Consider the following 26,029-nt stretch of genomic DNA (forward strand, 5'->3'; position numbering starts at 1 on the left):
CTAGTTGCCCCCTGTCGTGGAGCCGGAGACGGGAGAGGTGGTGGCGGCGGCGAGGGCGGGTTCGGTGCTGTCGACTCGTGGGGCCGCGTGCGGCTGTCGTTCCCGGCGCTCCCTCAGGAGCGTGGAGGCCCACACGCCGACCGGGGCGAGGGAGATCACCATCGCCAGGACCGCCCAGGTGCGCATGGCCACATGGGTGTGGTCGAGGGCGACCGAGGCGGCGAGCGAGGTCGCCAGGAGGACCGCCCAGAAGAGGTGGATGCGGAAGGTGAGCAGCCGGTCGGGGCTGGCGTCACGGCCCTTGGGGGTCACGACGAACCGGCTGGGGCGGCGGATCAGTGCCTCGCCGAAGGACTTGAGGTAGATGGGCGCGGAGAGCGCGGACATCGCCATGCCCGCGAGGCCGCCTGAGCCCTCGGGCTCGTGGGGGGAGACGTTGTGGCGGCGGTTCCAGAGGTACAGGCCGATCTGGAGGGCTGCCGCGTCGCTGTAGAGCATCAGCCAGACGGAGGCGGCGACCTGGGTGCCGGAGGCTCCGAACCAGAGGAAGAGGACGCAGCTCAGGATGCCGAGGAACCAGTTGACGGCCGTCATCGGGTAGTAGACGAGCATCATGGTGTACGAGAACAGGCGCCCGGGCGGCATCGTGAAGGTTGCCTTCCAGTACTGCTTGAAGAGCGTCTCGTAGGTCCCTCGCGACCAGCGCATCTGCTGGGTGAAGAAGTCGGTCCAGGAGGCGGGGCCCTCGCCGACCGCGAGGACGTCGGGGGTGTAGACGGACCGCCAGTGGTGCTTCGTCTTCGGGTTGCGGCTCCGGTGGAGCTCGAAGCCGGTGGCCATGTCCTCGGTGATGGAGTCGTAGAGGCCGCCGATCTGTTTGACGGCTGAGATCCGTACGACGTTGTTCGTGCCGACGAACATGGGGGCGCGGTAGCGGTTGCCGGCGCGCTGGATCAGCGCGTGGAAGAGGAACTGCTGGGACTCGGCGGCCTTGGTGACGGGGTTGTGGTAGTTGCCGTAGACCTGCGGTCCTACGACGAAGGCGACGTCCGGGTCGCGGAAGTAACCCATCATCCGCTCAAGGAAGTTGGGGAGCGGGACGTGGTCGGTGTCGACCGAGGCGAAGAAGTCGTACTCGTCGCCGTGCATGGCGATCCAGGCGTTGTAGTTCCCGTGCTTGGTGCGGGCCTTGTGGACGCCCTTGGTCCTGTTCCACTCGGGGACGCCGTGGCGGGTGAAGTGGCGGACGCCGAGCTCGGTGCAGAGCGCCTTGACCTGTTCGTCGTCTCCTTCGTCGAGGAGCCAGACGTCCAGGTGCCCGGTGTGGGTGATCCTCGTGGCGCCTTCGAGGGTGGCGCGGACCATCGCGAAGGGTTCCTTGCCCGGGACGTACGTCGTGAGGAAGGCGACGCGGGTGCCGGGTTCGGGGGTGACGGGGACGGGGTCGCGGGCGACGAGGGTGGCGTGTGCCACGGAGGCGACGTTGACCACCATGAACAGCTCGATCAGGCCGATGGATATCAGCATGACGACGTCGAGGTGGACCATCCACGCGGCGCCGCCCTCGCGCTCCACCCAGTGGGTGGGCCAGACGAGGTAGACGAGCAGGGCGCCGGTGAGCAGGGGCGCGAGGGTCATGAGGAGGACGGCGCGTATTCGGTGGGGCTCTTTGGCGAGGAGCGAGGTGTACTGCACCGTGTACGCCGAGCCGGCCGGCTCCGTGAGCGGTCCGGCCAGTCGGCTGTAGGTGTCGTAGTCGTAGCCCTCCGGCCGCACAGCGCCCTCCAGTTGAGTGAGGAGTGATCGGCGTTCACGGAACGCCGATAACCTCACAAAAGTGGAGATTTACGGGCGTGTCGAACTGGGGGCGTCCAGGTGGGTGTGCCTGCGGCGGCCTGTGCGGGTGTGGTGGGGGTGCGTGTAGCGCGTTCGGTTGTGTGGTGGGTCGGGGCCGTGCCGGGGGTGTCCGTCCTCGGTCGGGCGGTGCTGTCGGCTGGGGCTGTACTCGGTGATGGACGCCCGCCGCTGCGGGCGGACACCCCCCGGCACGTCCCCTTCCCGCCGTACGCGGCTGACGCCCACGCCCACGCCGGGTTGCTCACCGTCGGCGGCTGACGCTCAAGCCCGTGCCGAGTTGCTCACCGTCCGCGGCTGACGCTCAAGCCCGTGCCGAGTTGCTCACCGTCCGCGGCTGACGCTCAAGCCCGTGCCGGGTTGCTCACCGTCCGCGGCTGACGCCCACGCCCACGCCAAGTCCTCGCCTTGCGCGGCTGACGCCCGGCTCCGCACCGGGTCACTCACCATCGGCGGCTACCGCAGCTTGCCTAGGGGCGCGGGGAACTGCGCGACCAGCCCCCACCGACCCGCACCCGCCCCACAACCTGACCCGGCACCACCAGCGGCGCGCCCCCGCGCGACCAGCCACGACGGCCTCACACGCGCGGCGCCCCCGTCACCGACATCACCAGCGAGTACAGAGAGGTGGTGGCGGTGATGAACAGGCGGTTGTTCTTCGGGCCGCCGAAGGCGATGTTGGAGACGGGCTCGGGCACCCGGAGCCGACCGATGAGCGTGCCGTCGGGGTCGTAGCAGTGCACACCGTCGGCCAGGGCGGCAGCCCACAGACGGCCCTCGTCGTCGAAGCGGATGTTGTCGAAGTGGACGTCGCCGTGGGCCTCGGCGAAGACCTTCCCGTCGGAAAGCGTGCCGTCCTCGCGGACGTCGAAGACGTGGATGCGGGCGGCCCGCGAGTCGGAGACGTACAGCCGCTGCTCGTCGGGGGACAGGATGACGCCGTTGGGCCCGTCGAACCCGTCGGCCGCGAGGTGGACCTCGCCTGTTGCCGGATCGATCCGGTACACGTTGCACGCGCCGATCTCGGACTCGGCCCGGTGGCCCTCGTAGTCGCTGGTGATGCCGAAGTCGGGGTCGGAGAACCAGATCGTGCCGTCGGAACGTACGACGGAGTCGTTCGGGCTGTTGAGACGCTTGCCGTCGTGGTGGGTGGCGAGGACGGTGAGCGTGCCGTCGGGCTCGGTGCGGGTGACTCGGCGGTTGCCCTGTTCGCAGGTGATCAGGCGGCCCTGGCGGTCGACGGTGTTGCCGTTGCTGTGGCCGGCCGGGGTGCGGAAGACGCCGACCGCGCCGGTGGCTTCGTCCCAGCGCAGCATGCGGTCGTTCGGGATGTCGCTCCAGATCAGCTGACGCCAGGCGGGGAGATACAGCGGACCCTCGGCCCAGCGGCAGCCGTCGTACAGGACCTCCAGCCTGCTGTCGCCGTTCGCACAGCGCCCGGTGCGGAAGCGGTCGTCCAGGATCTCGTACAGGCCGTCGGCGGTGTTACCGGACATGGCGTCCCCTCTGAGGCGTCGATCAGGATGTGGTTCGACGTTATGCGGGCACCACCCGGTCGTACGCCGTACCGGGCAAGGCGGTCGATCTGTCGGCCGGTGCCGCGCACGAGCGGGAGCGCAAGCTGCGCGAACGGGGCATCCGGGCCACGGCAGTCGACGTCGACCTCGGCGACGGACTTCGCCGGCGTCCCGGAGATCCAGGAGGCGCATGTCATCGCGGGGAGCGCGGCCGTGCTGGTGAAGGGGCGCCCCGCGACGCCCCGACAGCTCCAGGACGTGTTGCGCCGGCTGTACGCGAGCGACGGCGTGAGCGGGAATCAGGCGACCGTGGTGCTGGAGACGTTCTTCGAGCGGCCGTTGGACGCGGGCTGAGACGCCACGGGAAAACCCCGGCCCACACGGGCCGGGGTCTGTGTCTCCTGAGAACTGGTGCGGCCTAATCCGCGAGATACCGCTCCACCGTCTCCACCTTCGAGGTGAGACCGCCCGTCACTCCGGGGCGGATGTCCGCCTTGAGGACCAGGGACACACGCGGTGCTCGTGCCTCCACGGCGGCCACGGCGCGCTTGACGACGTCCATGACCTCGTCCCACTCGCCCTCGATCGACGTGAACATCGCGTCGGTGCGGTTCGGCAGACCCGACTCGCGCACGATCCGGACGGCGTCGGCGACGTACTCCCCCACCTCTTCGCCGACCCCCAACGGCGTCACGGAGAAGGCGACGATCACGACGCCTTCACCACGCCCTCGCTGCGGGCGCGGGAGGCGATGACCGCGTCCTCGGCCTCGCGCTTGAGCTTGCGCTCGGCGAAGAAGCCGCCGGTGGGCAGCACGGAGAGGATGAAGTAGAGGAGCCCGGTCTTCAGGGACCACTTCGTGCGGTTCCAGGCGTCCGCCCAGAAGATCACGTACAGGATGAAGAGGACGCCGTGGACCATGCCCATCACGGGGACCGCGTTGAAGTCCGTGGTCCGCTTCAGCACCGAGCAGACGAGCAGGAGCAGGAAGGAAACCGCCTCGGGGGCGGAGACCAGGCGGAGTCGGCGGAGGGCGCTGGCGGTCTTGATGTCCACGGGTCACCTTCGGTGGGAGGGACGGTGAGGGTCTGCCGGTTTGTGAACGCAAGCACAAACGTCCGTCCATTGTGACAAACGGTGGGGCGGGGAAGGATCGGGGGGTCAGTCGTCGGCAGCCGGGGAGGGCACGTGCAGTTCGTCTTCTTCATGACGCTGCCGGGGCTGGTCGTGCTCCTCACCGTGCTGGCCTTCGTCGACCAGCTGCTGCTGCGGACCGGGCGGACCGGCGCACTGCCCTGGCGGAACTCTGCCCGGCAGGGGCAGGTCTCCGCGACCGGATTCGAGCAGCTGCACGCCGCCCTCTCGCCGGGCAAGCAGAGCGAGCTCAAGGAGCGGCAGAGTGCGCTGGTGATGCGGGACGACGAGGAGGACGGGGCACCGCCGAGGTCCACGGTCGACCTGACCTCGGGGAAGGCCGTCATACGGCTGCCCAGGGCACGCGGCTGATCCCCTAGGGGCACGATCAGGGTCCCGCTCCACCCACAGGACCTGTTGGCAAGGGCTTGCGACGGCTACCTTCACCACGTGGCGATGTTCCGACTTCAAGGCAGCAAGGTGCTGGCCGTCGACATGACCGGGGACGCCGTAAAGGCGAAGAACGGCTCGATGGTGGCGTACGACGGGCAGATGGCGTTCAAGAAACTGAGCGGCGGCGGTGAGGGGCTCCGGGGGATGGTGACCCGGCGGATCACCGGTGAGCAGATGACCGTGATGGAGGTGTCGGGGCACGGGACGTGCTGGTTCGCGGACCGGGCCTCGGAGATCAACCTCGTGAGTCTCCAGGGGGACAAACTGTTCGTGGAGTCGAGCAATCTGCTCGCGACCGACGCGGGGCTGCGTACGGGGACCAGCTTCACCGGACTGCGTGGGGCCTCGCAGGGCAACGGGCTCTTCACGACGACGGTGGAGGGACACGGGCAGGCGGCGATCATGTCGGACGGGCCCGCGGTCCTGCTGCGGGTGAGACGGCAGTATCCGCTGACCGTCGACCCGGGCGCGTACATCGCGCACCAGGGGAACCTGAGCCAGTCCTTCCAGTCCGGTGTGACGTTCCGCACGTTCATGGGCGAGGGCGGCGGCGAGGCCTTCCAGATCCGCTTCGAGGGCGACGGGCTCGTGTACGTCCAGCCCAGCGAGCGGAACACCGTCGCGGGGGACGTGTGACATGACCTTCCGTGAGATCAACTCGAAGATGGTCGAGGCGACCGTCATGCCCGGGCAGCGGCTGTTCAGCCAGCGCGGCGCGATGCTCGCCTACAAGGGCGAGGTGTCCTTCACACCCAACATCGGGGGCGGCCAGGGCGGCGTCATGTCGATGATCGGGCGCCGGGTGGCCAACGAGGACACTCCGCTGATGACCGTCGAGGGCAGCGGCACCGTCCTCTTCGGCCACGGCGGCCACCACGTCCAGGTCATCAACCTCACCGGTGACACCCTCTGCGTCGAGGCGGACCGTCTGCTCGCCTTCGAGGGCACCCTCCAGCAGGGCACGATGTTCATGGGCTCGCAGGGCGGCGTCATGGGCATGGTGCGGGGCCAGATCAGCGGCCAGGGGCTGTTCACCACCACCCTCAAGGGCCATGGCGCGGTGGCCGTGATGGCCCACGGCGGCGTCTTCGAGATCCCCATCACCCCGCAGCGCCCGGTCCATGTCGACCCGCAGGCCTACGTCGCCCACCACGGCGACGTCCGCAACAAGCTGTCCACCGCGCTGGGCTGGCGCGACATGGTGGGCCGCGGCTCCGGCGAGGCCTTCCAGCTGGAGCTCAGCGGCCACGGCGCGGTCTACGTCCAGGCTTCGGAGGAGAAGCTGTGAGCACCTACCCCGGCGCGGGTCCGACGGTCTTCGACCCCATGACGCTGCCCTCCGACGACAACGTCAACAACTACACCTTCTGCGTGGAGCTCAAGGGGAGCCAGTGGTTCCTGCAGAAGGGGAAGATGATCGCCTACTACGGCCAGATGGACTTCAACGGCATCGGGCACGGCCGACTCGACCGACTTGTCCGTACGTCCTTCCATTCGCCTCTGCACGCCAGTGACTGGGTGGTGGCGGAGGGCTCGGGCAAGATGCTGCTCGCCGACCGGGCCTTCGACGTGAACTCCTACGACCTGGAGAACGGCAACCTGACCATTCGCTCGGGCAATCTGCTCGCTTTTCAGCCAACTCTCGCGCTGAAGCAATCGATCGTGCCGGGATTTCTGACTCTGATCGGAACCGGAAAGTTCGTGGCGGCATCTAACGGCCCGGTGGTGTTCATGGAACCCCCGATCCGGGTGGATCCGCAGGCGCTCGTCGGCTGGGCCGACTGCCCCTCGCCGTGCCATCACTACGACCACGGCTACATGACCGGCCTGATGGGCGGTCTACGTGCGATGACAGGCCTCGGCGGGGCCTCGGGAGAGGAGCACCAGTTCGAGTTCGTGGGGGCCGGCACCGTACTGCTCCAGTCGACCGAGCTCCTCATGGCCGAGCAGGCCACGGGGGCGGTTCCGCAGCAGGCCGGGGTACCCGGCGGCCATGGGGCTCCCACAGGCCATCCACAGCAACCCGGAGCACCGCGCCTTCCCGGACAGCTGGGAGACCTCCAGCGTCGCTTCGGGCTGTGAGCGGTAGTCTGCGGAGTGTGACGTCGAACGTGTGCGCGCCGCCGTCACGCCACCCTCACTAGTTCGCCTTTCAACCTTTTAGGTAGACTTCATTCATGGAGACCGAGACGGCCACGCGCTGGCTGACCGATGCGGAGCAGTGCGCCTGGCGCACCCACCTGGAGGTCAACAGGCTGTTGACGTACCAACTCGAGAAGGACCTGCAGCCGTTCGGCCTGACGATGAACGACTACGAGATCCTGGTCAATCTCTCCGAATCGGAGGGCGTACGGCTGCGGATGAGCGACCTCGCAGCCGCCACCCTCCAGTCCAAGAGCCGGCTCTCGCACCAGATCACCCGCATGGAGAACGCGGACCTGGTCCGGCGCGAGAACTGCGAGTCCGACCGCCGCGGCCTGTTCGCGGTCCTGACCGAGCACGGCATGGAGACGATGAAGAAGGTCGCGCCCCATCATGTGGCGTCTGTGCGGAGGCACTTCATCGATCTGCTGTCCCCCGAGGCCCTGACGGACCTCGACAAGTCCCTGCGGCCCATCGCGGACCACCTCCGCGGGCAGCGCGGGCGTCCGTAGACCCGGACATCATCTAAGCGAGCGGCAGGCGGAGTTCGAACAGGGCTCCGCCTGTCGGCGCGTCCCGGACCGTGAGCGTCCCGCCATGGCGTACGGCCACGTCCCGGGCGATGGCGAGTCCGAGCCCGGCGCCGCCGTCGTCGCGGCTGCGGGCGGCGTCGAGCCGTACGAACCGCTCGAAGATCCGCTCCCGGTCCCCCGCGGGCACGCCGTCCCCGTCGTCGGCGACCTCGACCACGGCCCGGTCGCCCTCCCGCCGTACGGTCACGGTGACCGCCGACCGGGTGTGCCGCTGCGCGTTGTCCAGCAGGTTGGCGAAGACGCGCCCCAACTGCCCCCGGGATCCCGCCACGTCCACGGCCTCGGCTTCAACCGTCACGCCCGCCCTGCCGTCCGCCTGCTCCCCGACCAGCGCGGCGAGGTCGAACCGCACGTCGTTCGGCCGCTCCCCCGCGTCCAGCCGGGCGAGCAGCAGCAGGTCGGCGGCGAGGTGCTGCAGTCGTACGGTGTCCTCCACGGCCCCGTCGAGATCGAGCAACTCGGGGTGTGCGGCGGCCACTTCGAGCTGGGTGCGCAGCGAGGCGATGGGGCTGCGCAGTTCGTGCGAGGCGTCGGCGACGAACCGGCGCTGGCGTTCCACGGAGGTCTCCAGGGCGGCCAGCGTCTCGTTGGTGGTGCGGGCGAGGCGGGCGATCTCGTCGTGCGTGTCCGGCACCGGGACGCGGCGCGCCAGGTCCTCGGAGGCGGTGATCGCGGCCATCTCGCCGCGGATGCCCTCGACCGGGCGCAGGGCGCGGCGGGTGACCAGCCAGGTCACGGCGGCCACGACGCCGAGGAGGAGCGGGAAGCCGATCAGCATGACGGTCGTCGCGGTGCTCACGGCGCCCTGTTCGGCGTCCAGGGAGGCGCCCGCGTAGACGGTGAGCGTGCCCTTGTCCGGGACCTCCACCGTCAGCTCGGCGAATCGGTAGTCGGCGCTGGCGCCGTCGATCGTGGCGGAGCCGTTCGTGAGGGTGCTCTGGTCGCCGATCTCACCGGGTTCGAGGGCGGAGTCGTCGTCGCCCTCGTCGTCATCGGTGTCCTCGCCGCCCGTGCCACCCGTGGGCGCCTGCGGCTGCACCTCGGTGGTGCCCGTGCCGCTGATGGCCTGCATGTCCTCGGTGGCGGCGACCAGTGTGCCGTTCTCGTCGACGACCTGGACGGGCTGCTCGTCATCGTCCAGTTTCAGGTCGCCGTAGGCCGTCCCGGCGGCGAGGTCGGCGGCCACGTTCCGCGCGATGCGCTCCGCCTGGGTCCCCGCCTGGTCGATCAGATTGGACCGAAGCGACAGCAGGACCGCCGTCCCGGCCGCGACCAGCGCCACCGCGACGACCAGGGTCGCGCCGAGCGTCGCCCGGGACCGGACGGAGCCGAACAGGCGCCTCATCTCGCGGCCTCCAGCCGGTAGCCGGCGCCGCGGACCGTCCGGATCAGCTCGGCGCGCAGCTTGCGCCGCAGGGTGCTGACGTACACCTCGACGATGTTCGGGTCGCCGTCGTACGCGAAGTCCCAGACGTGCTCCAGGATCTGGGCCTTGGACACCACCTCGCCGGCCCGCACCACGAGCTGCTCCAGGACGGCGAACTCCTTGGCGGTCAGGGTGACTTCGTCCTCGCCGAGGAAGACCCGGCGGGCGGCGGTGTCGACCCTGAGGTCGCCGGCCTCGAGCACCGGCGACGCCCCGGCCCCCTGTCCGCGCCGCCGCAGCAGGGCCTTGATGCGGGCGACCAGGACGACGTACGAGAAGGGCTTGGTCAGGTAGTCGTCGGCGCCGGTGTCCAGACCCTCGGCCTCGTCGTACTCACCATCCTTGGCGGTGAGCATCAGGATCGGCACGTCGTGGCCGGCGGCGCGCAGGGCCGCACAGACGCGGTAGCCGTTGAGGCCCGGCAGCATGATGTCCAGGATCACCAGGTCGTACGACCCCTCGGTGGCCCGGTGCAGCCCCTCCCGGCCGTCGTGGACGACGTCCACGGCATACCCCTCGGCCGTGAGGCCCTTGGCCAGGGACACAGCGAGGCGTTTCTCGTCTTCCACGATCAGGAGGCGCATGCGTACAGCCTCGCAAAGCGAACCTGAAGACGCCTTCAGGAGGCTTCAGGTCCGCTTCAGCCGGGTTCGGGCAGCGTAGGTCCCGTCGAAAGCGAACGAAGCAGAACGGTTCTGGAGGAACCCTCATGAAGCGGAACATCGTCATCGCCACCCTCACCGCCGCCGCCCTGGCCACCGGTGGCACCGTCGCGGCCTTCGCGGCGGGGGACGACGACGCGACGGCGACGCAGCGTCAGACGAGCACCGGTGCGCAGGTGGTCTCCGACGACGACTCGGTGGACGACTCGGTGGACGACTCGGTGGACGACCGGAGCGACGACGCCACCGAGGACCGTACGGCCGTCCGCAACAGCGACATCACCGCCGCCGACGCCATCGCGGCCGCCCTGAGGCACACGCCGGGCACCGCCGTCTCCGCCGATCTGGACGACGAAGGCGACGACATCGGCACCTGGGACGTGGACGTCGTGAAGAGCGACGGCACCGAGTACAGCGTCGATGTCTCCTCGGACACCGGGAAGGTCCTCAAGGCCCACCGCGAGAACGATGACGACAACGACGGCCGCGAGGACCTGACCGCCCTCAAGGGCGCCAAGGTCGACGTCCGTGAGGCCGCCCTCGCGGCCGCGGCGAAGGGCACGGTCACCGAGGTCGGCCTCGACGACGACAACGGCGCCGTGGCCTGGGGCGTGGAGACCGTGAAGGACACCACGCACGGCGAGTGGAAGGTCGACCTGCAGACCGGCAAGGTCGCCCAGGACCGCGACGACCACGACAACGACGGCGACGACGACTGAGGCAGCCGTCATACGGCGGGCACGGTCTCCCGTTCCGGAGCCGTGCCCCTCGCCATGCCCAGCGCCGCCAGGACGACCGCCGTGCCGGTCACCGCGAAGCACACCCCCACCGGCAGCTGCCCGGCCAGCGCTCCCGCCAGCGCCGTTCCCCCCGTACTTCCGGCGTTGACCGCCGTGTTGACCCAGGCTCCGGCCTGGGTGCGCACCTCGGGGGCCACGGACTCGTCGGCGATGAGATACGCGGTGGTGATGGCGGGCGACACGAAGAACCCGGCCACCGCCATGACCAGCGCCAGGGTGCCCAGGCCCGTGGCGAGTCCCGCACCGATGAGTGCCAGACCCAGACACACCGTCAGCAGGGCCAGCCGGATCCGGGCGGGCACCCGCCAGTTCACCGCACCGTTGAGCATCCCGCCGACCGCGCTTCCGGCGGACAGCGCGGCGAGCACCCATGCCACACTCGCGCCGCCGTGGTGATGCCGCTCGGCGAAGACCACGACCAGCAGGTCGAGCACGCCGAGTCCGAGCCCCACACCCGCGGCGGCGACGACCGGCCGGCCGATCCGGCGCAGCACCCGCTTCGCGCCGCTCCCCCGGCGTGCGGAGGGCCCGGCGGGAGGCACCGCCCGGACCGCCGGCGACACCACGAACCCGGCGGTCCCCGCCACCATCAGGACCGCCCCGGCGACGATGCCGACGGCCGGCGCGGCGAACCCGACGAGCACGCCCACCAGCAACGGCCCCGAGACGAAGAGCAGTTCCTCGGCGACACCGTCGAGGCTGTAGGCCCGCTGCAGCAGGGCCCGGTCCGGGGCGAGCCTTCCCCACACCGCCCGCATGGTCGGGCCGAGCGGCGGCACGCAGGCCCCCGCGAGGGCGGTGAGGGCACCCAGGACGAAGGCCGGTGTGCCCGGACGCCACACGGCCACGGTCAGCAGGCCGAGCAGCAGGGTGTAGGCCAGCAGCAGGGGCATGAGCGCCCGGCGAGGCCCGTAACGGTCGATCAGAGCGGCCCGCGCGGGCGCCAGGAAGACGACGGTGGCGCCGAAGAGCGCCATCACCGTGCCCGCCACCGCGTACGAGCCCGAGGCGCGGGTCACGGCGAGCATCACGGACAGCGGGACGACGCCGTACGACAGCCTGCCGAGCAGCGCGGTGGCGAAGGTACGGCGGGCGTGCGGGATTTGCAGAACGGCGGCATACGAAGGCCGCCTCGAGGTCGCAGACATTGCGAAGTTCCTCTGGGAAGCGGCGCCTTGACGAAGGCGCCGTGGCAGAAAGGACGCCGGATCACCGCTGCCGAAAGGGGCGCGGTGCGGGCATACCTATGCCAAGGAGAGGAACATACGGATCAACGTACCAGCGGGCTCGAGGAGTTGACCAGAGCAGGTCAGCCCTGCGTCAGCCCCGCCACCAGCTCGTCCGCCGCCCGGTACGGGTCCAGCTCACCGGCGACGATCTTCTCCGCGAGGGTGCTCAGCCGGCGGTCGCCGTGCAGGTCGCCGATCCGCTCACGCAGGGCCGTGACGGCGATCGTCTCCACCTCGCGGGCGGCGCGGGAGCGGCGGCGCTCGGCCAGAACGCCGTGCTCCTCCATCCACGCCCGGTGCTTCTCCAGCGCCTCGACGACCTCGTCGATGCCCTCGCTGCGCGCGGCGACCGTCTTGACGATGGGCGGGCGCCAGTCGCCGGGGCCGCGCGATTCGCCGAGGCCCAGCATGTGGTTGAGCTCGCGGGCGGTCGCGTCGGCGCCGTCCCGGTCCGCCTTGTTGACGACGTAGACGTCGCCGATCTCCAGGATTCCGGCCTTGGCCGCCTGGATGCCGTCGCCCATGCCGGGGGCGAGCAGGACGACGGAGGTGTCCGCCTGCGAGGCGATCTCCACCTCCGACTGTCCGACGCCGACCGTCTCGACGAGGATCACGTCGCAGCCGGCCGCGTCCAGGACGCGGATGGCCTGCGGGGCGGACCAGGCGAGGCCGCCCAGGTGGCCTCGGGTCGCCATCGAGCGGATGTAGACGCCCGGGTCGGAGGCGTGCTCCGACATCCGGACGCGGTCGCCGAGAAGAGCGCCGCCCGAGAAGGGTGACGACGGGTCGACGGCCAGAACGCCGACCCGCCTGCCCTGCTTGCGGTACGCGGTCACCAGGGCGGAGGTCGACGTGGACTTGCCGACACCCGGTGATCCGGTGAGGCCGACGACGTACGCATTGCCCGTCAGCGGGGCGAGCGCCGCCATGACCTCCCTGAGCTGCGGGGACGCCCCCTCCACCAGGGAGATCAGCCGAGCCACGGCCCGCGGCCGGCCTTCCCTGGCCTGGGCCACCAGGGTGGAGACGTCCTGCATCACAGCTCCGTTCACCTAGAAGACGTACGAGTGGAAACGTACGAGACCTCAGGCCTTGGGTACCCGCACGATCAGCGCGTCACCCTGACCGCCGCCGCCGCACAGCGCGGCCGCACCCACGCCGCCGCCCCGGCGCTTCAGCTCCAGCGCCAGGTGCAGGACGAGCCTGGCACCGGACATGCCGATCGGGTGGCCCAGGGCGATGGCACCGCCGTTGACGTTCACCCTTTCCGTGGACACCCCGAGGTCCTTGATTGACTGCACCGCCACGGCGGCGAAGGCCTCGTTGATCTCGACCAGGTCGAGGTCGGAGACGTCCAGGCCCTCCTTCTTGAGGGCGTGCAGGATCGCGTTGGACGGCTGGGACTGCAGGGAGTTGTCCGGACCCGCCACGTTGCCGTGGGCGCCGATCTCCGCGATCCACTCGAGGCCGAGCTCCTGCGCCTTGGCCTTGCTCATCACGACCACGGCCGCCGCACCGTCCGAGATCTGCGAGGAGGTGCCGGCGGTGATCGTGCCGTCCCGGGTGAACGCCGGGCGCAGCTTGCCCAGCGACTCGGCCGTGGTCTCGGCGCGGATGCCCTCGTCCTTGCTGAAGACGACGGGCTCGCCCTTGCGCTGCGGGATCTCGACCGGGGTGATCTCGGCCTCGAAGATGCCGTTCTTCTGGGCGGCGGCGGCGCGCTGGTGGGAGAGCGCGGCAATCTCGTCCTGCTCGGGGCGGGCGATGCCGAGGCGCGTGTTGTGCTTCTCCGTGGACTCGCCCATGGCGATGTTCTCGAAGGCGTCGGTCAGACCGTCGTACGCCATCGCGTCGAGCATCTCGATCGCGCCGTACTTGAAGCCCTCGCGGGACTTCGGGAGCAGGTGCGGGGCATTGGTCATGGACTCCTGGCCGCCCGCGACGATCACGTCGAACTCGCCGGCGCGGATCAGCTGGTCGGCCAGCGCGATGGCGTCGAGGCCCGAGAGACAGACCTTGTTGATGGTGAGCGCCGGGACGCTCATCGGGATGCCGGCCTTGACCGCGGCCTGGCGGGCCGGGATCTGCCCCGCCCCGGCCTGCAGCACCTGGCCCATGATGACGTACTGCACCTGGTCGCCGCCGATGCCCGCGCGGTCGAGGGCGGCCTTGATCGCGAAGCCGCCGAGGTCGGCTCCGGAGAACGACTTCAGCGAACCCAGCAGTCGTCCCATGGGCGTCCGAGCGCCCGCGACGATCACTGAGGTACTGCTGTTGGAACCAGACATGAGGTGCGATCCCCTTCCAGCTTGCACAGCCGAGGAGTGAACGAGGGTTTACTTCGAATGTACTGACTGGCACTCCGTGCCGTCATCGGGCTGTCGGTGTGATCGCTGGCACGTTGCGTAACCATCTCCGGAGCGCTGCACTAACAGCATGCTGACGCGAATCGACCACATCGGGATCGCCTGCCACGACCTCGACAAGACCGTGGAGTTCTACCGGGCCACGTATGGCTTCGAGGTGTTCCACTCCGAGGTCAACGAGGAGCAGGGCGTACGCGAGGCCATGCTCAAGATCAACGATACGTCCGACGGAGGCGCTTCCTACCTGCAGCTTCTCGAGCCGACGCGGCCGGATTCGACGGTCGCGAAGTGGCTCGACAAGAACGGCGAGGGCGTCCACCACATCGCTTTCGGTACGGCGGATGTGGACGGCGACGCCGCCGACATCAAGGACAAGGGCGTACGCGTTCTGTACGAGGAGCCGCGACGCGGCTCCATGGGGTCACGGATCACCTTCCTGCACCCAAAGGATTGCCATGGCGTACTGACAGAACTGGTCACTTCGGCGCCTGTTGAGTCACCTGAGCACTGACCCTCGTACATATGGGCCGGTAGGGTTGGGGGCGGTCGCCGCTCGAGCCAGGGTGACCGCTTGCCGGGGTCCGGGTTTCGGGGGACGAGCGTCGGGGCTGCAGCCCATGCTCCGTCGTTGATCTGACACCATTCCCCGGGGGCCCCGTTCGGCGGATGGACGGAGCTCGTATGGAGAGACTTGCGACCAGGGGACGGATGGGACCGCGCAGTGCGGGGCTACGAACGCCAGGAGCGAGAGCCGGCGGCTGACGTCGACCACCTCTCTCGGTTCGAGGCCGAGATGGATCGGCTGAAGACCGAGCGGGAAAAGGCGATTCAGCACGCCGAGGACCTCGGCTACCAGGTCGAGGTGCTGCGCGCCAAGTTGCACGAGGCGCGGCGCACCCTCATGTCCCGACCGGCCTATGACGGCGGGGACATCGGCTATCAGGCCGAACAGCTGCTCCGTAATGCCCAGATCCAGGCCGACCAGCTGCGCCAGGACGCCGAGCGGGAGCTGAGCCAGGCGCGGGCGCAGACCCAGCGCATCCTCCAGGAGCACGCCGAGAACGCGGCCCGGCTCCAGGCGGAGCTGCACCAGGAGGCGGTCACCCGCCGCCAGCAGCTGGACCAGGAGCTGTCCGAGCGCCGGCAGACCGTCGAGTCGCACGTCAACGAGAACGTGGCGTGGGCCGAGCAGCTGCGTGCCCGGTCCGAGTCCCAGGCCCGTCGCCTCCTCGATGAGTCCCGCGCCGAGGCCGAGCAGGCCATGGCCGCCGCCCGCGCGGAGGCCGAGCGGGTCACCACCGAGGCACGGCAGCGGCTGACGACCGACGCCGAGACGGCCCGCTCGGAGGCCGAACAGCTGCTGCGCCGCGCCCGCACGGACGCCGAGCGCCTGCTGAACGCCGCGTCGACGCAGGCCCAGGAGGCCACCGACCACGCCGAGCAGCTGCGCACCTCCACCACCTCCGAGTCGGAGAGCACCCGCCGTCAGGCCACCGAGCTCAGCCGGGCCGCCGAGCAGCGCATGACGGAGGCCGAGGAGGCGCTGCGCAAGGCGCAGTCCGAGGCCGAGAAGCTGCTCACCGAGGCCAAGACGGCCGCCGAGAAGGCGCTCTCCAGCGCCGAGTCGACCAACGAACAGCGCACGCGTACGGCGAAGGAGCAGGTCGCCCGCCTGGTCAGCGAGGCCACCAAGGAGGCCGAGGCCACCAAGGAGACCGCCGAGCAGGTCGTCTCGGACGCCCGCGCGGAGGCCGAGAAGATCGTCGCCGAGGCCGCCGAGAAGGCCCGCACGATCACCGCCGAGGAGAGCGCGACCCAGCTGTCCAAGGCGGCCAAGACCGCCGAGGACGTCCTCAACCGGGCGCAGGAAGACGCGAAGAACACCACCAAGGCGGCCGCCGAGGAGGCCGAGCGGATCCGTCGCGAGGCGGAGACCGAGGCGGACCGGCTGCGGGCCGAGGCGCACGACATCGCCGAGCAGCTCAAGGGCTCGGCGAAGGACGACACCAAGGAGTACCGCGCCAAGACGGTCGAGCTGCAGGAGGAGGCCCGCCGGCTGCGCGGCGAGGCCGAGCAGCTGCGCGCCGACGCGGTCGCCGAGGGCGAGAAGATCCGCGCGGAGGCCCGCAAGGAGGCCGTCCAGCAGATCGAGGAGGCGGCCAAGACCGCCGAGGAGCTGCTGGCCAAGGCCAAGCAGGACGCGGACGAGCTGCGCCAGAAGGCCACGACGGACAGCGAGAAGGTCCGCACCGAGGCCATCGAGCGCGCCACCACGCTGCGCCGGCAGGCCGAGGAGACCCTGGAGCGCACCCGCCAGGAGGCCGAGCGGCACCGCGCGGAGGTCGTCGAGCAGTCCGAGGGCATCAAGGCGGACGCCGAGCAGGCCGCGCGCGAGCTGCACGAGGAGACCGAGCGGGCCATAGAGGCCCGCCGAGCGGAGGCCGCCGGGGAGCTGACCCGGCTGCACACCGAGGCCGAGGAGCGCCTCACCGCTGCCGAGCAGGCACTCACCGACGCCCGCGAGGAGGCCGCGCGGATCCGTCGCGAGGCCGCCGAGGAGACCGAGCGGCTGCGCGCCGAGGCCGCCGAGCGGATCCGCACACTGCAGCAGCAGGCCGAGACGGAGGCCGAACGGCTGCGCAACGAGGCCGCGTCGGACGCGTCCGCCTCCCGCGCGGAGGGCGAGGCCATCGCCGTACGCCTGCGTTCGGAGGCCTCGGCCGAGGCCGAGCAGCTGAAGGCGGAGGCCCAGGACACCGCCGACCGGGTCCGTGCGGAGGCGCAGGCCGCCGCCGAGCGGCTCGCCACGGAGGCGTCCGAGACGCTGGCCGCAGCTCAGGAGGAGGCCAACCGGCGCCGCCGCGAGGCCGAGGACTATCTCGGTACGGCCCGCCACGAGGCCGACCAGGAGCGCGAGCGGGCCCGCGAGCAGAGCGAGGAGCTGCTGGCCTCGGCGCGCAAGCGCGTGGAAGAGGCACAGGTCGAGGCCGTACGGCTGGTCGAGGAGGCCGACCGGCGTGCCAACGAGATGGTGTCGGCCGCCGAGCAGCACGCCCAGCAGGTACGGGACTCGGTCAACGGGCTGCACGAGCAGGCCCAGGAGGAGATCACCGGGCTGCGCTCGGCCGCCGAGCACGCGGCGGACCGCACCCGGCGCGAGGCCCAGGAGGAGTCGGACCGGGTCCGGACCGACGCCTACTCCGAGCGCGAGCGGGCCACCGAGGACGCCAACCGCATCCGGCGCGAGGCGAACGTGGAGACGGACGCCGCCAAGTCGCTTGCCGAGCGCACGGTTTCGGAGGCGATCGAGGAGGCGGAGCGGCTCCGGTCGGAGTCGGTCGAGCACGCCCAGCGGATCCGTACCGAGGCCTCGGACACCATCGCCCAGGCCGACCAGGACGCGTCGCGCACCCGGGCGGACGCCCGTGAGGACGCCAACCGGATCCGGTCGGACGCGGCGACGCAGGCGGACACCCTCATCACCGAGGCGCGTTCGGAGGCGGAGCGGCTCACCACGGAGACGATCACGGACACCGACCGGCTGCGGTCGGAGACGGTCGCCGAGGCCGAGCGGGTGCGTGCCGAGTCGGTCGCCAAGGCGGAGAAGCTGATCGGGGACGCGAGGGGCGACGCGGAGCGGCTGCGGGCCGAGGCCGCCGAGACGGTCGGGTCGGCCCAGCAGCACGCCGAGCGGATCCGCAACGAGTCGGAGCGGGCCAAGGCGGCCGCGGCCACGGAGGCGGAGCGGCTGGTGACCTCCGCGCGCGGGGAGGCCGAGCGCACCCTCGACGAGGCCCGCAAGGAGGCCAACAAGCGGCGCTCCGAGGCGGCCGAGCAGGTCGACACGCTCATCACGGAGACCACGGCCGAGGCGGACAAGCTGCTCACCGAGGCGCAGCAGCAGGCTCTCAAGGCCACCACGGACGCGGAGTCCCAGGCGGACACCATGGTCGGCGCGGCCCGCCACGAAGCCGATCGGCTGGTGTCCGAGGCGACGGTCGAGGGCAACTCGATGGTGGAGAAGGCCCGTACGGACGCGGACGAGCTGCTCGTCGGCGCCCGCCGGGACGCCACCGCGATAAGGGAGCGCGCGGAGGAGCTGCGCGACCGCATCACGTCCGAGATCGAGAACCTGCACGACCGGGCCCGCCGCGAGGCCGCCGAGACGATGAAGTCGACCGGTGACCGCTGCGACGCGCTCATCAAGGCCGCCGAGGAACAGCTGGCGAAAGCGCAGGCCAAGGCCAAGGAACTGGTCTCGGAGGCCAATTCGGAGGCCGGCAAGGTCCGTATCGCCGCCGTCAAGAAGGCCGAGGGTCTCCTCAAAGAGGCCGAGCAGAAGAAGACTTCCCTGGTCAGGGAGGCCGAGGAGCTCAAGGCCGAGGCGATCCGCGAGGCGAAGCGCACGGTCGAGGAGGGCAAGCGCGAGCTGGAGATCCTCGTCCGCCGCCGCGAGGACATCAACGCGGAGATCTCCCGTGTCCAGGACGTCCTGGAGGCGTTGGAATCCTTCGAGGCCCCAGGCGCGGCCAAGGACGGCGGCGTCAAGGCGGGCGCAGCGGTCGGTGCCCCTCGTTCGAGTGGCAAGTCAACAGACAGCTAGTTGACAGGGTGAATTCCGGTGCCATCTGGGGCCTTTGACCAAGTTTTTGGCAAGCCGTCCAAGGGTTAGCCACTCAAAAGGGGTGTCATTCTCCAGATCAAACACGTATCCGCTCGATGACACACCGCTTCGGCCCCTAGGATTCCCCCTATCACCTCACCGGTCTCATTTGACAGGAACCCCATGAGCGACACTTCCCCCTACGGCTTCGAGCTTGTGCGGCGTGGGTACGACCGCGCTCAGGTGGACGAACGGATCTCCAAGCTCGTCTCCGACCGTGACAGCGCTCTCTCCCGCATCACCGCTCTGGAGAAGCGGATCGAGGAACTCCACCTCGAAACGCAGAACGCCCAGGCTCAGGTCACCGACGCCGAACCGTCGTACGCGGGTCTCGGCGCGCGTGTCGAGAAGATCCTCCGCCTCGCCGAGGAGGAGGCCAAGGATCTGCGCGAGGAGGCCCGCCGCGCGGCCGAGCAGCACCGCGAGCTCGCCGAGTCCGCGGCCCAGCAGGTTCGCAACGACGCAGAATCGTTCGCGTCGGAGCGCAAGGCCAAGGCCGAGGACGAAGGCGTCCGGATCGTCGAGAAGGCCAAGAGCGACGCATCCCAGCTGCGCTCCGAAGCCCAGAAGGACGCGCAGTCGAAGCGCGAGGAGGCCGACGCCCTCTTCGAGGAGACCCGTGCGAAGGCCGCGCAGGCCGCCGCCGACTTCGAGACGAACCTCGCCAAGCGCCGCGAGCAGTCCGAGCGGGACCTGGCCTCGCGTCAGCAGAAGGCCGAGAAGCGCCTCGCGGAGATCGAGCACCGCGCGGAGCAGCTGCGTCTCGAGGCCGAGAAGCTGCGCACCGACGCCGAGCGTCGTGCCCGTCAGACCGTCGAGACGGCACAGCGTCAGGCCGAGGACATCGTGGCGGACGCCAACGCCAAGGCCGACCGCATCCGTTCGGAATCCGAGCGCGAGCTCGCGGCGCTGACCAACCGCCGCGACTCGATCAACGCGCAGCTGACGAACGTGCGCGAGATGCTGGCGACGCTCACCGGTGCGGCCGTGGCCGCCGCCGGTTCGCCGGTCGAGGACGAGCCGATCTCCCGTGGGGTTCCGGCTCAGCAGACCCGCTGATCAGTACGGCCGAGGCCCGCATCCCCTGCACAGGGGGGTGCGGGCCTTCGCCATGTCACGAAGGACGTGCCACGAGGGGCAGGAACACGTCGTCCACGATCTCCACCAGCGTCTCCTCCGTCACCAGCTCCCGCCTCAGCAGGATCTCGTGGCGCAGCAGGTCCGCGGGGAGGGTGAGGACCCGTCGGGGAAGGTCGGCCGTGGGGATCTCGCCGCGTTCGGCGGCCCGTTCGACGACGGTCCGCAGCACGCCCCGCATGATGCCGAAGAAGGACGGGCCCACGTCCCTGGCCTCCGCCAGCAGGCCGTGGAGCGTGTCGGGGCCGATCTGCCGCTGCCGGGTCGCGCCCGCCCGCAGCACCTCCAGTACGTCGCCCCGCAGCGTCCCCGTGTCCGGCACCCGGTCGGCGATCGACCCCGTGCGGTGGCGCATGGCGGCGATGATCAGTTCCGCGCGGTTGCTCCAGCGGCGGTAGAGGACCTGCTTGCCGGTCTTCGCCCGGGCCGCGACGCCCTCCATGGTGAGCTTCGCGTAGCCGACCGCTTCCAGCTCCGCCCAGGCCGCGTCCATCAGGTCGGCCTCCAGGACGGCACCACGCCGCCGTGTGGTCTCGCCGGGCATCCGCACACCTCCCTTTAAGAGACCTTGCGTCTCTTACGGCCGTAAGCCTATCGTGCCATTAAGAGACGTAGCGTCTCCAAAGGGAGTCCCATGACCACCACCGCCCGCTCCACCACCAACCGCCTCGACCCCGCCGTCCTCAAGCTCGCCGGCATCCTCGTCCTCGGTGCCCTCGCCCCGCTCCTCGACAGCACGATCGTCTCCATAGCGATCCACACCCTCGGCCATGACCTCAACGCCTCGACGGCGGCCGTGCAGTGGGTGAGTACGGCGTATCTGCTCGCCCTCGCGATGGTCGTGCCGGTCTCGGGGTGGGCGGTGGAGCGGTTCGGCGCCCGCCCGGTCTGGCTGGCCTCGCTGACGCTGTTCCTCGCCGGGTCCATGCTGTGCGGGCTCGCCTGGAACATCGGCTCGCTGGTCGTCTTCCGGGTCGTGCAGGGCATCGGCGGCGGGGTGCTCCTGCCGGTCCTGCAGACGCTCGTCATGCGGGCCGCGGGCGGGCGCAACCTCGGCCGCCTGATGGCCGTGATCACCCTGCCCGCCCTGATCGGGCCGATCCTCGGACCGGTACTCGGCGGTCTGATCGTCGGCCACCTCAGCTGGCGCTGGATCTTCTACGTCAACCTGCCCCTGTGCCTGCTCGCCCTCGCCCTGGCCTGGCGGGGCGTCCCGAAGGACGGCCCCCGCACCGCCCGCCGCCTCGACACGACCGGGCTGCTGCTCCTCTCCCCCGGCCTCGCCGCGCTCGTCTACGGCCTCTCACAGGACGGCCTCGCCCGGGCGACGGCGATCCCCGTGGGCGCCGTACTGGTCGGGGTGTTCGCCGTGCACGCCCTGCGCTCCCCCGCACCCCTCGTCGACCTCCGCGTGTTCCGCGACCACGCCTTCGCCGTCTCCGCGACGCTGATGTTCCTCAACGGCCTCGCCCTGTACGGCGGGATGTTCCTGCTGCCCCTCTACTACCAGCAGGCGCGCGGCGAGAGCGTGATCGCCGCCGGGCTGCTGCTGGCGCCGCAGGGCCTCGGCAGTCTGCTGTCCCGGGCGACGGGACCGCTCACCGACCGCGTCGGCCCCCGCCCGGTCGTCCTCGCGGGCATGCTGCTGTCGGCTCTTGGCACCCTCCCCTTCGCCTTCCGGCACCCCGCGGCCGTGCTCCTCCCCGTCGCCCTCGTCGTCCGGGGCCTCGGGATGAGCGCCGCCAACCTGGCCGTGAACGTCGGCGCCTACCAGGGCCTGAGCCCCGACCGCATCCCGCACGGCAGCACCACGGTCCGGATCGTGCAGCAGCTCGGCGGCTCCTTCGGCACCGCGGTCCTGGCCGCCGTACTGGCACAGGGCCACGGCACCTCGGCCTTCCCGCACGCGTTCCTCTGGTCGACGGCGTTCACGGTTGTTGCCGCTGCCGTCGGTCTCTGTTTGCCCATACGAGTGGCATCCGCCGAAGCCCGCACCTAGCGTGGTCCGCATGATCGAGCTCGAGGGCCTGACGAAGCGGTACGGCGAGAAAGTGGCGGTCAACAACCTGACCTTCACCGTCAGACCGGGCATCGTCACGGGCTTCCTCGGTCCCAACGGCGCCGGCAAGTCGACCACCATGCGCATGCTGCTCGGCCTCGACCGGCCCACCGCCGGCGACGTCCGCATCGACGGCAAGCACTACGACCAGCTCAAGGACCCGCTGACGTACATCGGCGCCCTGCTGGACGCCAAGGCCATGCACGGCGGACGCAGCGCCTTCAACCACCTGCTGTGCCTGGCCCAGAGCAACGGCATCCCGAGGAAGCGGGTGTACCAGGTGCTCGACACGGTCGGCCTCACGGCCGTGGCGAAGAAGAAGGCCAAGGGCTTCTCGCTCGGCATGGGCCAGCGGCTCGGCATCGCGGGCGCGTTGCTCGGCGACCCGCGGATCCTGATGTTCGACGAGCCCGTCAACGGCCTCGACCCCGAGGGCATCCACTGGATCCGCAACCTGATGAAGTCCCTCGCCGCCCAGGGCCGTACGGTCTTCGTCTCGTCGCACCTCATGAGCGAGATGGCCCTCACCGCCGACCACCTCGTCGTCATCGGACAGGGCCGGCTCCTCGCCGACACCTCCATGGCCGACTTCATCACGCAGAACTCGCGGTCCTACGTCCGGATCCGCACCCCCCAGCGCGAGCGGCTGCTCGACGTGCTGCACGGGGCCGGGGTCACCGTCGTGGAGACCGGCAACGGCAGCCTGGAGGTCGACGGCAGCAAGTCCGAGCACATCGGTGAGCTCGCCGCCCAGCACCAGATCGTGCTGCACGAGCTGAGCCCGCAACAGGCCTCCCTGGAGGATGCGTTCATGCAGCTGACCGCGGAGTCGGTCGAGTACCACGCGCACTCCGACACACCTGCCGCACCGCCACCGCAGCCGTGGGGCGACGGCTGGAAGGGGAACTGACCATGGCGGCGATCCAGGTCGTCCGGTCCGAGTGGACCAAGATCCGGTCGGTGGCGTCCACGGTGTGGACGCTCTCCCTCGCCGTGGTCGTCACCATCGCGCTCGGCATGCTGATCTCGGCCCTGTCGAAGAACGAGTTCGACAAGATGAGCCGGAGCGACCAGCTCTCCTTCGACCCGACGTTCATCAGCTTCGCGGGCATGAGCCTCGGTCAGCTCGCGATGATCGTGTTCGGCGTGCTCGTCGTGTCGAACGAGTACAGCACCGGCATGATCCGCACCTCGCTGGCCGCCGTACCGCAGCGCGCCACCTTCCTGGTCAGCAAGATCGCGGTCGCCACCGGCCTCTCGCTCGTCGTCGGCCTCGCCACCAGCTTCGTCGCGTTCTTCCTGGGCCAGGCGATGCTCGGCTCGCACAAGGCGTCGATCGGCGACACGGGCGTGCTGCGCGCGGTGATCGGCGGCGGCCTCTACATGACCCTCATCGCGATGTTCTCGATGGGCGTCGCCGCGATGCTGCGCTCGCCGATGCTGTCGCTCGGCATCCTGATGCCGTTCTTCTTCCTGGTCTCCAACATCCTGGGCAACGTCTCGGCCACCAAGAAGATCGGCCGCTACCTGCCCGACCAGGCCGGCAGCAAGATCATGCAGGTGGTCACCCCGGTCGACGACAGCACTCCGTACGGCCCCTGGGGCGGCCTCGGCATCATGACGCTGTGGGTGGTCGCGGCGCTCGCCGGGGGTTATGTCCTGTTGAAGAAGAGGGACGCGTAGGGCCTGGCGATGTCAGGTGCGGTTCGGCAGCGCCCTATAGGGGCGCGGGGAACTGCGCGACCAGCCCCCACCGGCCCGCAGATGAAACACCGGGCTGCCAGCGGAGCGTCTGCGCTTTGCTTTCATTTGAGCGGAACCGTCAGCGCACCGATAGGCTCCTAACCCTTACGGGGGCGTGTGCCCCGCTGTCCTGAACCTTGCGATGGGTGCGGAGCATGATCGAGGCAGTCGGCCTGACCAAGCGCTACGGCGACAAGACCGCTGTGTACAACCTTTCCTTCCAGGTGCGGCCCGGTGCCGTCACCGGCTTCCTGGGGCCCAACGGCTCCGGCAAGTCGACGACGATGCGGATGATCCTCGGCCTGGACAACCCCACGACGGGGCAGGTGACGATCGGCGGCTACCCGTACCGCAAGCTGCCCAACGCCCCCCGCCAGGTGGGCGCCCTGCTCGACGCCAAGGCCGTGCACGGCGGACGGCACGCGCGCAACCACCTGCTGTGCCTGGCTCAGCTGTCGGGCATCCCGGCCCGCCGGGTGGACGAGGTGCTCGGCGTGGTCGGCCTCCAGGACGTGGCGAAGAAGCGCTCCAAGGGCTTCTCCCTCGGCATGGGCCAGCGGCTCGGCATCGCCGCCGCACTGCTCGGCGACCCTCAGGTTCTGCTGTTCGACGAGCCGGTCAACGGCCTCGACCCCGAGGGCATCCTCTGGGTCCGCAACCTGATGAAGGCGCTCGCCGCGGAGGGACGTACGGTCTTCGTCTCCTCCCACCTCATGAGCGAGATGGCGCTGACCGCCGACCACCTGATCGTCATCGGACGTGGGCAGCTGCTCGCCGACATGAGCATCAAGGACTTCATCTCGGCGAACTCCGCCGACTTCGCGCGCGTGCGGACGCCCGACACCGAGCCCCAGCTGCGCGAGAAGCTGTCGTCCGCGCTCACCGAGGCGGGCGGACACGTACTGCCCGAGCAGGACGGCGGGCTGCGGGTGACGGGACTGCCGCTGCCGCGCATCAGCGACATCGCGCACGACACGGACGTACGCCTGTGGGAGCTGTCGCCGCACCAGGCCTCGCTGGAGGAGGCGTACATGCGGATGACGCAGGGCGCCGTCGACTACCGCTCGACCATCGACCAGAAGGCCGGCCTCCAGCAGCCCATGCCGCCCGGCGCGCAGCCGCCGATGCCGGTGCCCGGGCAGGGCCAGCCCGGCTGGTACGCCCCGCCGCCGCCCCAGCAGGGCGGGCAGCCGTTCGCACCGCCGGTCCCGCAGGGACAGCCGGTGCAGCCGATGCAGCCGCCCGCGAGCCCCTACGGCGCCCCTGCCGGGCCCGGTGCGGGCGCGCCCAACCCGTACGCCGCCCAGGCGCCCGCCGCGCCGCCCGCCGCTCCCGCGGCCCCCGCCTCCGACCTGACCAAGCCCGAGGACGCCCGATGAGCACCCCGCAGCCCCCGATGCCGCAGGCCCCGGCGCCGAACTGGCAGCCGGCGCCCGGACCGTCGTACCCCAGCTACACCTCGCCGATCCCGGTCGTGCGCACGCACCTCGGGCACGCGATCGCCTCGGAGTGGACGAAGATCAGGTCGGTGCGCTCCACGATGTGGACGCTGGGCGTGTTCGTGCTGCTCAACGTCGGCATCGGCCTCGGGACCGCCGCGCTGGTCGCCGCCAACGCGGGCGCGGGCAGCCTGAGGGACGAGAACCCGCTGTCCTTCGGCTTCTTCGGGCTGCTGCTCGGCTGCATGTGCGTCATCACGCTCGGCGTGCTGACCACGGCCTCCGAGTACGGCACCGGCATGATCCGGACCACGGCGGTGGCCTGCCCCTCGCGCGGCCGGGTGCTGACGGCGAAGGCGATCGTGTTCTTCTCGGTCGCGTTCGTGGTCACCCTGGTCTCGGTGCTCGTCGTCGCCCTCGCGGACGTGGCGCTGCTGGACGGCGCCAGGGAAGCGACCGGCGAGGAGTGGCTGAAGGGCACCGTCGGCATCTCGCTCTACATCGCGCTGCTCGGCCTGCTCTCGCTCCTCGTCGGCTCGATCATCCGGCACTCGGCGGGCGCGATCACCATCATGATCGGCCTGGTGCTGGCCCCGCTGGTCATCGCGCTGTTCATGTTCTCGGAGTCCCTGGACAGCCTGCGCCAGGCCCTGTTCGAGTACTCCATCCCGAACCAGCTGAGCGTCTTCTACTCCAACTCGCTCACCGAGTCCGGCCCGTCCGGCTGGGACCCGCTGTGGATCGCGCTGGGCGTGACGGCGGCGGCCTTCGCCGCCGCGTACGCGCTGCTGGAGAAGCGGGACGTCTGAGAG

Annotated in this window: 24 protein-coding genes and 1 pseudogene; 15 read left to right on the forward strand and 10 right to left on the reverse strand. The window is 70.3% G+C overall.

The annotated features are described in order from the left end of the window. Together IG08_RS0105410 and IG08_RS0105415 are read right to left on the reverse strand one after the other, a co-directional pair. The gene (locus IG08_RS0105410; protein WP_030596868.1) at nt 1-1,776 is read right to left on the reverse strand and encodes a glycosyltransferase family 2 protein; all 1,776 of its coding nucleotides are present in this window, start codon (nt 1,774-1,776) and stop codon (nt 1-3) included. Nucleotides 1,777-2,432: 656 nt separating this feature from the next. Next, on the reverse strand, nt 2,433-3,350 hold the full coding sequence (locus IG08_RS0105415; protein WP_030596871.1) for an SMP-30/gluconolactonase/LRE family protein: 918 nt from the start codon (nt 3,348-3,350) through the stop codon (nt 2,433-2,435). A gap of 29 nt (nt 3,351-3,379) precedes the next feature. Between IG08_RS0105415 and IG08_RS53915 the strand changes: the two are divergent. Continuing rightward, nucleotides 3,380-3,725: pseudogene (locus IG08_RS53915) on the forward strand (Lrp/AsnC ligand binding domain-containing protein). Between the two features lie 64 nt (nt 3,726-3,789). On the opposite strand, the gene IG08_RS0105425 reads toward IG08_RS53915, so the two are convergent. Further along, entirely contained in the window at nt 3,790-4,083 is a 294-nt protein-coding gene (locus IG08_RS0105425) for an MTH1187 family thiamine-binding protein (RefSeq protein WP_030596872.1), read from the reverse strand. Continuing rightward, on the reverse strand, nt 4,080-4,427 hold the full coding sequence (locus IG08_RS0105430) for a DUF3817 domain-containing protein (protein ID WP_030596874.1): 348 nt from the start codon (nt 4,425-4,427) through the stop codon (nt 4,080-4,082). The genes IG08_RS0105425 and IG08_RS0105430 overlap by 4 nt, the downstream gene beginning before the upstream one ends. Before the next feature lie 132 nt (nt 4,428-4,559). On the opposite strand from IG08_RS0105430, the gene IG08_RS0105435 reads away from it, so the two are divergent. The 5 genes from IG08_RS0105435 to IG08_RS0105455 all read left to right on the forward strand — a co-directional run bounded on the left by IG08_RS0105435 (nt 4,560) and on the right by IG08_RS0105455 (nt 7,612). After that, nucleotides 4,560-4,877 (forward strand): DUF6191 domain-containing protein, encoded by a 318-nt coding sequence (locus IG08_RS0105435; RefSeq protein WP_030596876.1) that lies wholly within the window; start codon nt 4,560-4,562, stop codon nt 4,875-4,877. 84 nt (nt 4,878-4,961) lie between these two features. Next, on the forward strand, nt 4,962-5,594 hold the full coding sequence (locus tag IG08_RS0105440) for an AIM24 family protein (RefSeq protein WP_030596878.1): 633 nt from the start codon (nt 4,962-4,964) through the stop codon (nt 5,592-5,594). Nucleotide 5,595: 1 nt separating this feature from the next. Beyond that, entirely contained in the window at nt 5,596-6,246 is a 651-nt protein-coding gene (locus IG08_RS0105445) for an AIM24 family protein (RefSeq protein WP_030596880.1), read from the forward strand. After that, complete coding sequence (locus IG08_RS0105450) at nt 6,243-7,040, forward strand: AIM24 family protein (RefSeq protein WP_030596886.1); 798 nt, start codon at nt 6,243-6,245, stop codon at nt 7,038-7,040. Before IG08_RS0105445 ends, IG08_RS0105450 begins: the two co-directional genes overlap by 4 nt. A gap of 95 nt (nt 7,041-7,135) precedes the next feature. Beyond that, nucleotides 7,136-7,612, forward strand: coding sequence for a MarR family winged helix-turn-helix transcriptional regulator (locus tag IG08_RS0105455; protein ID WP_030596895.1), 477 nt, complete (start codon nt 7,136-7,138; stop codon nt 7,610-7,612). 13 nt (nt 7,613-7,625) lie between these two features. Here IG08_RS0105455 and IG08_RS0105460 read toward each other — a convergent pair whose 3' ends face one another. Both IG08_RS0105460 and IG08_RS0105465 read right to left on the reverse strand, forming a co-directional pair. Beyond that, complete coding sequence (locus IG08_RS0105460) at nt 7,626-9,038, reverse strand: sensor histidine kinase (protein WP_030596897.1); 1,413 nt, start codon at nt 9,036-9,038, stop codon at nt 7,626-7,628. Beyond that, nucleotides 9,035-9,703: a response regulator transcription factor gene (locus IG08_RS0105465; RefSeq protein WP_030596899.1), complete on the reverse strand. Its 669-nt coding sequence runs from the start codon at nt 9,701-9,703 to the stop codon at nt 9,035-9,037. Before IG08_RS0105465 ends, IG08_RS0105460 begins: the two co-directional genes overlap by 4 nt. Nucleotides 9,704-9,828: 125 nt before the next feature. Here IG08_RS0105465 and IG08_RS0105470 point away from each other — a divergent pair, with 125 nt between their 5' ends. Beyond that, nucleotides 9,829-10,500, forward strand: coding sequence for a PepSY domain-containing protein (locus IG08_RS0105470; protein ID WP_030596901.1), 672 nt, complete (start codon nt 9,829-9,831; stop codon nt 10,498-10,500). Nucleotides 10,501-10,508: 8 nt separating this feature from the next. On the opposite strand, the gene IG08_RS0105475 is transcribed toward IG08_RS0105470, so the two are convergent. From IG08_RS0105475 to IG08_RS0105485, 3 genes are all read right to left on the reverse strand, one after another. Beyond that, nucleotides 10,509-11,729: an MFS transporter gene (locus IG08_RS0105475; protein ID WP_030596903.1), complete on the reverse strand. Its 1,221-nt coding sequence runs from the start codon at nt 11,727-11,729 to the stop codon at nt 10,509-10,511. 161 nt (nt 11,730-11,890) lie between these two features. After that, nucleotides 11,891-12,847: a methylmalonyl Co-A mutase-associated GTPase MeaB gene (meaB, locus tag IG08_RS0105480; RefSeq protein WP_030596905.1), complete on the reverse strand. Its 957-nt coding sequence runs from the start codon at nt 12,845-12,847 to the stop codon at nt 11,891-11,893. Nucleotides 12,848-12,895: 48 nt separating this feature from the next. Next, nucleotides 12,896-14,098 (reverse strand): acetyl-CoA C-acetyltransferase, encoded by a 1,203-nt coding sequence (locus tag IG08_RS0105485; protein WP_030596906.1) that lies wholly within the window; start codon nt 14,096-14,098, stop codon nt 12,896-12,898. Between the two features lie 148 nt (nt 14,099-14,246). On the opposite strand from IG08_RS0105485, the gene mce reads away from it, so the two are divergent. The 3 genes from mce (at nt 14,247) to IG08_RS0105500 (ending at nt 19,898) form a co-directional block, all read left to right on the forward strand. Further along, complete coding sequence (gene mce, locus IG08_RS0105490; protein WP_030596908.1) at nt 14,247-14,687, forward strand: methylmalonyl-CoA epimerase; 441 nt, start codon at nt 14,247-14,249, stop codon at nt 14,685-14,687. 210 nt (nt 14,688-14,897) lie between these two features. After that, nucleotides 14,898-18,779 carry a polarized growth protein Scy gene (gene scy / locus IG08_RS0105495; protein ID WP_030596909.1) on the forward strand — a complete coding sequence of 1,294 codons (3,882 nt, stop codon included), beginning with the start codon at nt 14,898-14,900 and terminating at the stop codon, nt 18,777-18,779. A gap of 183 nt (nt 18,780-18,962) precedes the next feature. Beyond that, entirely contained in the window at nt 18,963-19,898 is a 936-nt protein-coding gene (locus tag IG08_RS0105500; protein WP_030596911.1) for a coiled-coil domain-containing protein, read from the forward strand. Nucleotides 19,899-19,953: 55 nt separating this feature from the next. Here the strand turns inward: IG08_RS0105500 and IG08_RS0105505 are convergent, their stop codons facing one another. Continuing rightward, on the reverse strand, nt 19,954-20,520 hold the full coding sequence (locus IG08_RS0105505; protein WP_030596913.1) for a TetR/AcrR family transcriptional regulator: 567 nt from the start codon (nt 20,518-20,520) through the stop codon (nt 19,954-19,956). Nucleotides 20,521-20,610: 90 nt separating this feature from the next. On the opposite strand from IG08_RS0105505, the gene IG08_RS0105510 reads away from it, so the two are divergent. From IG08_RS0105510 to IG08_RS0105530, 5 genes are all read left to right on the forward strand, one after another. Continuing rightward, complete coding sequence (locus IG08_RS0105510) at nt 20,611-21,975, forward strand: MDR family MFS transporter (RefSeq protein ID WP_043453313.1); 1,365 nt, start codon at nt 20,611-20,613, stop codon at nt 21,973-21,975. Nucleotides 21,976-21,985: 10 nt separating this feature from the next. Continuing rightward, nucleotides 21,986-22,945, forward strand: a complete 960-nt coding sequence (locus tag IG08_RS0105515; RefSeq protein WP_030596917.1) for an ABC transporter ATP-binding protein — start codon at nt 21,986-21,988, stop codon at nt 22,943-22,945. 2 nt (nt 22,946-22,947) lie between these two features. Then, complete coding sequence (locus IG08_RS0105520) at nt 22,948-23,718, forward strand: ABC transporter permease (RefSeq protein WP_030596919.1); 771 nt, start codon at nt 22,948-22,950, stop codon at nt 23,716-23,718. Between the two features lie 215 nt (nt 23,719-23,933). Beyond that, complete coding sequence (locus tag IG08_RS0105525; RefSeq protein ID WP_030596921.1) at nt 23,934-25,157, forward strand: ABC transporter ATP-binding protein; 1,224 nt, start codon at nt 23,934-23,936, stop codon at nt 25,155-25,157. After that, on the forward strand, nt 25,154-26,026 hold the full coding sequence (locus tag IG08_RS0105530; RefSeq protein WP_030596922.1) for an ABC transporter permease subunit: 873 nt from the start codon (nt 25,154-25,156) through the stop codon (nt 26,024-26,026). The genes IG08_RS0105525 and IG08_RS0105530 overlap by 4 nt, the downstream gene beginning before the upstream one ends. Nucleotides 26,027-26,029: the final 3 nt, after the last annotated feature.

It is taken from the genome of Streptomyces fulvoviolaceus, assembly GCF_000718165.1.
Classification (GTDB): domain Bacteria; phylum Actinomycetota; class Actinomycetes; order Streptomycetales; family Streptomycetaceae; genus Streptomyces; species Streptomyces fulvoviolaceus.

Bases quoted from the DNA above. Each gene is read 5' to 3' on its own strand.
- IG08_RS0105440 (WP_030596878.1), top strand. From the start codon at position 4,962: ATGTTCCGACTTCAAGGCAGCAAGGTGCTGGCCGTCGACATGACCGGG.
- IG08_RS0105455 (WP_030596895.1), top strand. From the start codon at position 7,136: ATGGAGACCGAGACGGCCACGCGCTGGCTGACCGATGCGGAGCAGTGC.
- IG08_RS0105415 (WP_030596871.1), bottom strand. From the start codon at position 3,350: ATGTCCGGTAACACCGCCGACGGCCTGTACGAGATCCTGGACGACCGC.
- IG08_RS0105515 (WP_030596917.1), top strand. From the start codon at position 21,986: ATGATCGAGCTCGAGGGCCTGACGAAGCGGTACGGCGAGAAAGTGGCG.
- IG08_RS0105460 (WP_030596897.1), bottom strand. From the start codon at position 9,038: ATGAGGCGCCTGTTCGGCTCCGTCCGGTCCCGGGCGACGCTCGGCGCG.
- IG08_RS0105500 (WP_030596911.1), top strand. From the start codon at position 18,963: ATGAGCGACACTTCCCCCTACGGCTTCGAGCTTGTGCGGCGTGGGTAC.
- IG08_RS0105510 (WP_043453313.1), top strand. From the start codon at position 20,611: ATGACCACCACCGCCCGCTCCACCACCAACCGCCTCGACCCCGCCGTC.
- IG08_RS0105505 (WP_030596913.1), bottom strand. From the start codon at position 20,520: ATGCCCGGCGAGACCACACGGCGGCGTGGTGCCGTCCTGGAGGCCGAC.
- IG08_RS0105475 (WP_030596903.1), bottom strand. From the start codon at position 11,729: ATGTCTGCGACCTCGAGGCGGCCTTCGTATGCCGCCGTTCTGCAAATC.
- IG08_RS0105485 (WP_030596906.1), bottom strand. From the start codon at position 14,098: ATGTCTGGTTCCAACAGCAGTACCTCAGTGATCGTCGCGGGCGCTCGG.
- IG08_RS0105445 (WP_030596880.1), top strand. From the start codon at position 5,596: ATGACCTTCCGTGAGATCAACTCGAAGATGGTCGAGGCGACCGTCATG.
- IG08_RS0105520 (WP_030596919.1), top strand. From the start codon at position 22,948: ATGGCGGCGATCCAGGTCGTCCGGTCCGAGTGGACCAAGATCCGGTCG.
- IG08_RS0105465 (WP_030596899.1), bottom strand. From the start codon at position 9,703: ATGCGCCTCCTGATCGTGGAAGACGAGAAACGCCTCGCTGTGTCCCTG.
- IG08_RS0105470 (WP_030596901.1), top strand. From the start codon at position 9,829: ATGAAGCGGAACATCGTCATCGCCACCCTCACCGCCGCCGCCCTGGCC.
- IG08_RS0105525 (WP_030596921.1), top strand. From the start codon at position 23,934: ATGATCGAGGCAGTCGGCCTGACCAAGCGCTACGGCGACAAGACCGCT.
- IG08_RS0105530 (WP_030596922.1), top strand. From the start codon at position 25,154: ATGAGCACCCCGCAGCCCCCGATGCCGCAGGCCCCGGCGCCGAACTGG.
- meaB (WP_030596905.1), bottom strand. From the start codon at position 12,847: ATGCAGGACGTCTCCACCCTGGTGGCCCAGGCCAGGGAAGGCCGGCCG.
- mce (WP_030596908.1), top strand. From the start codon at position 14,247: ATGCTGACGCGAATCGACCACATCGGGATCGCCTGCCACGACCTCGAC.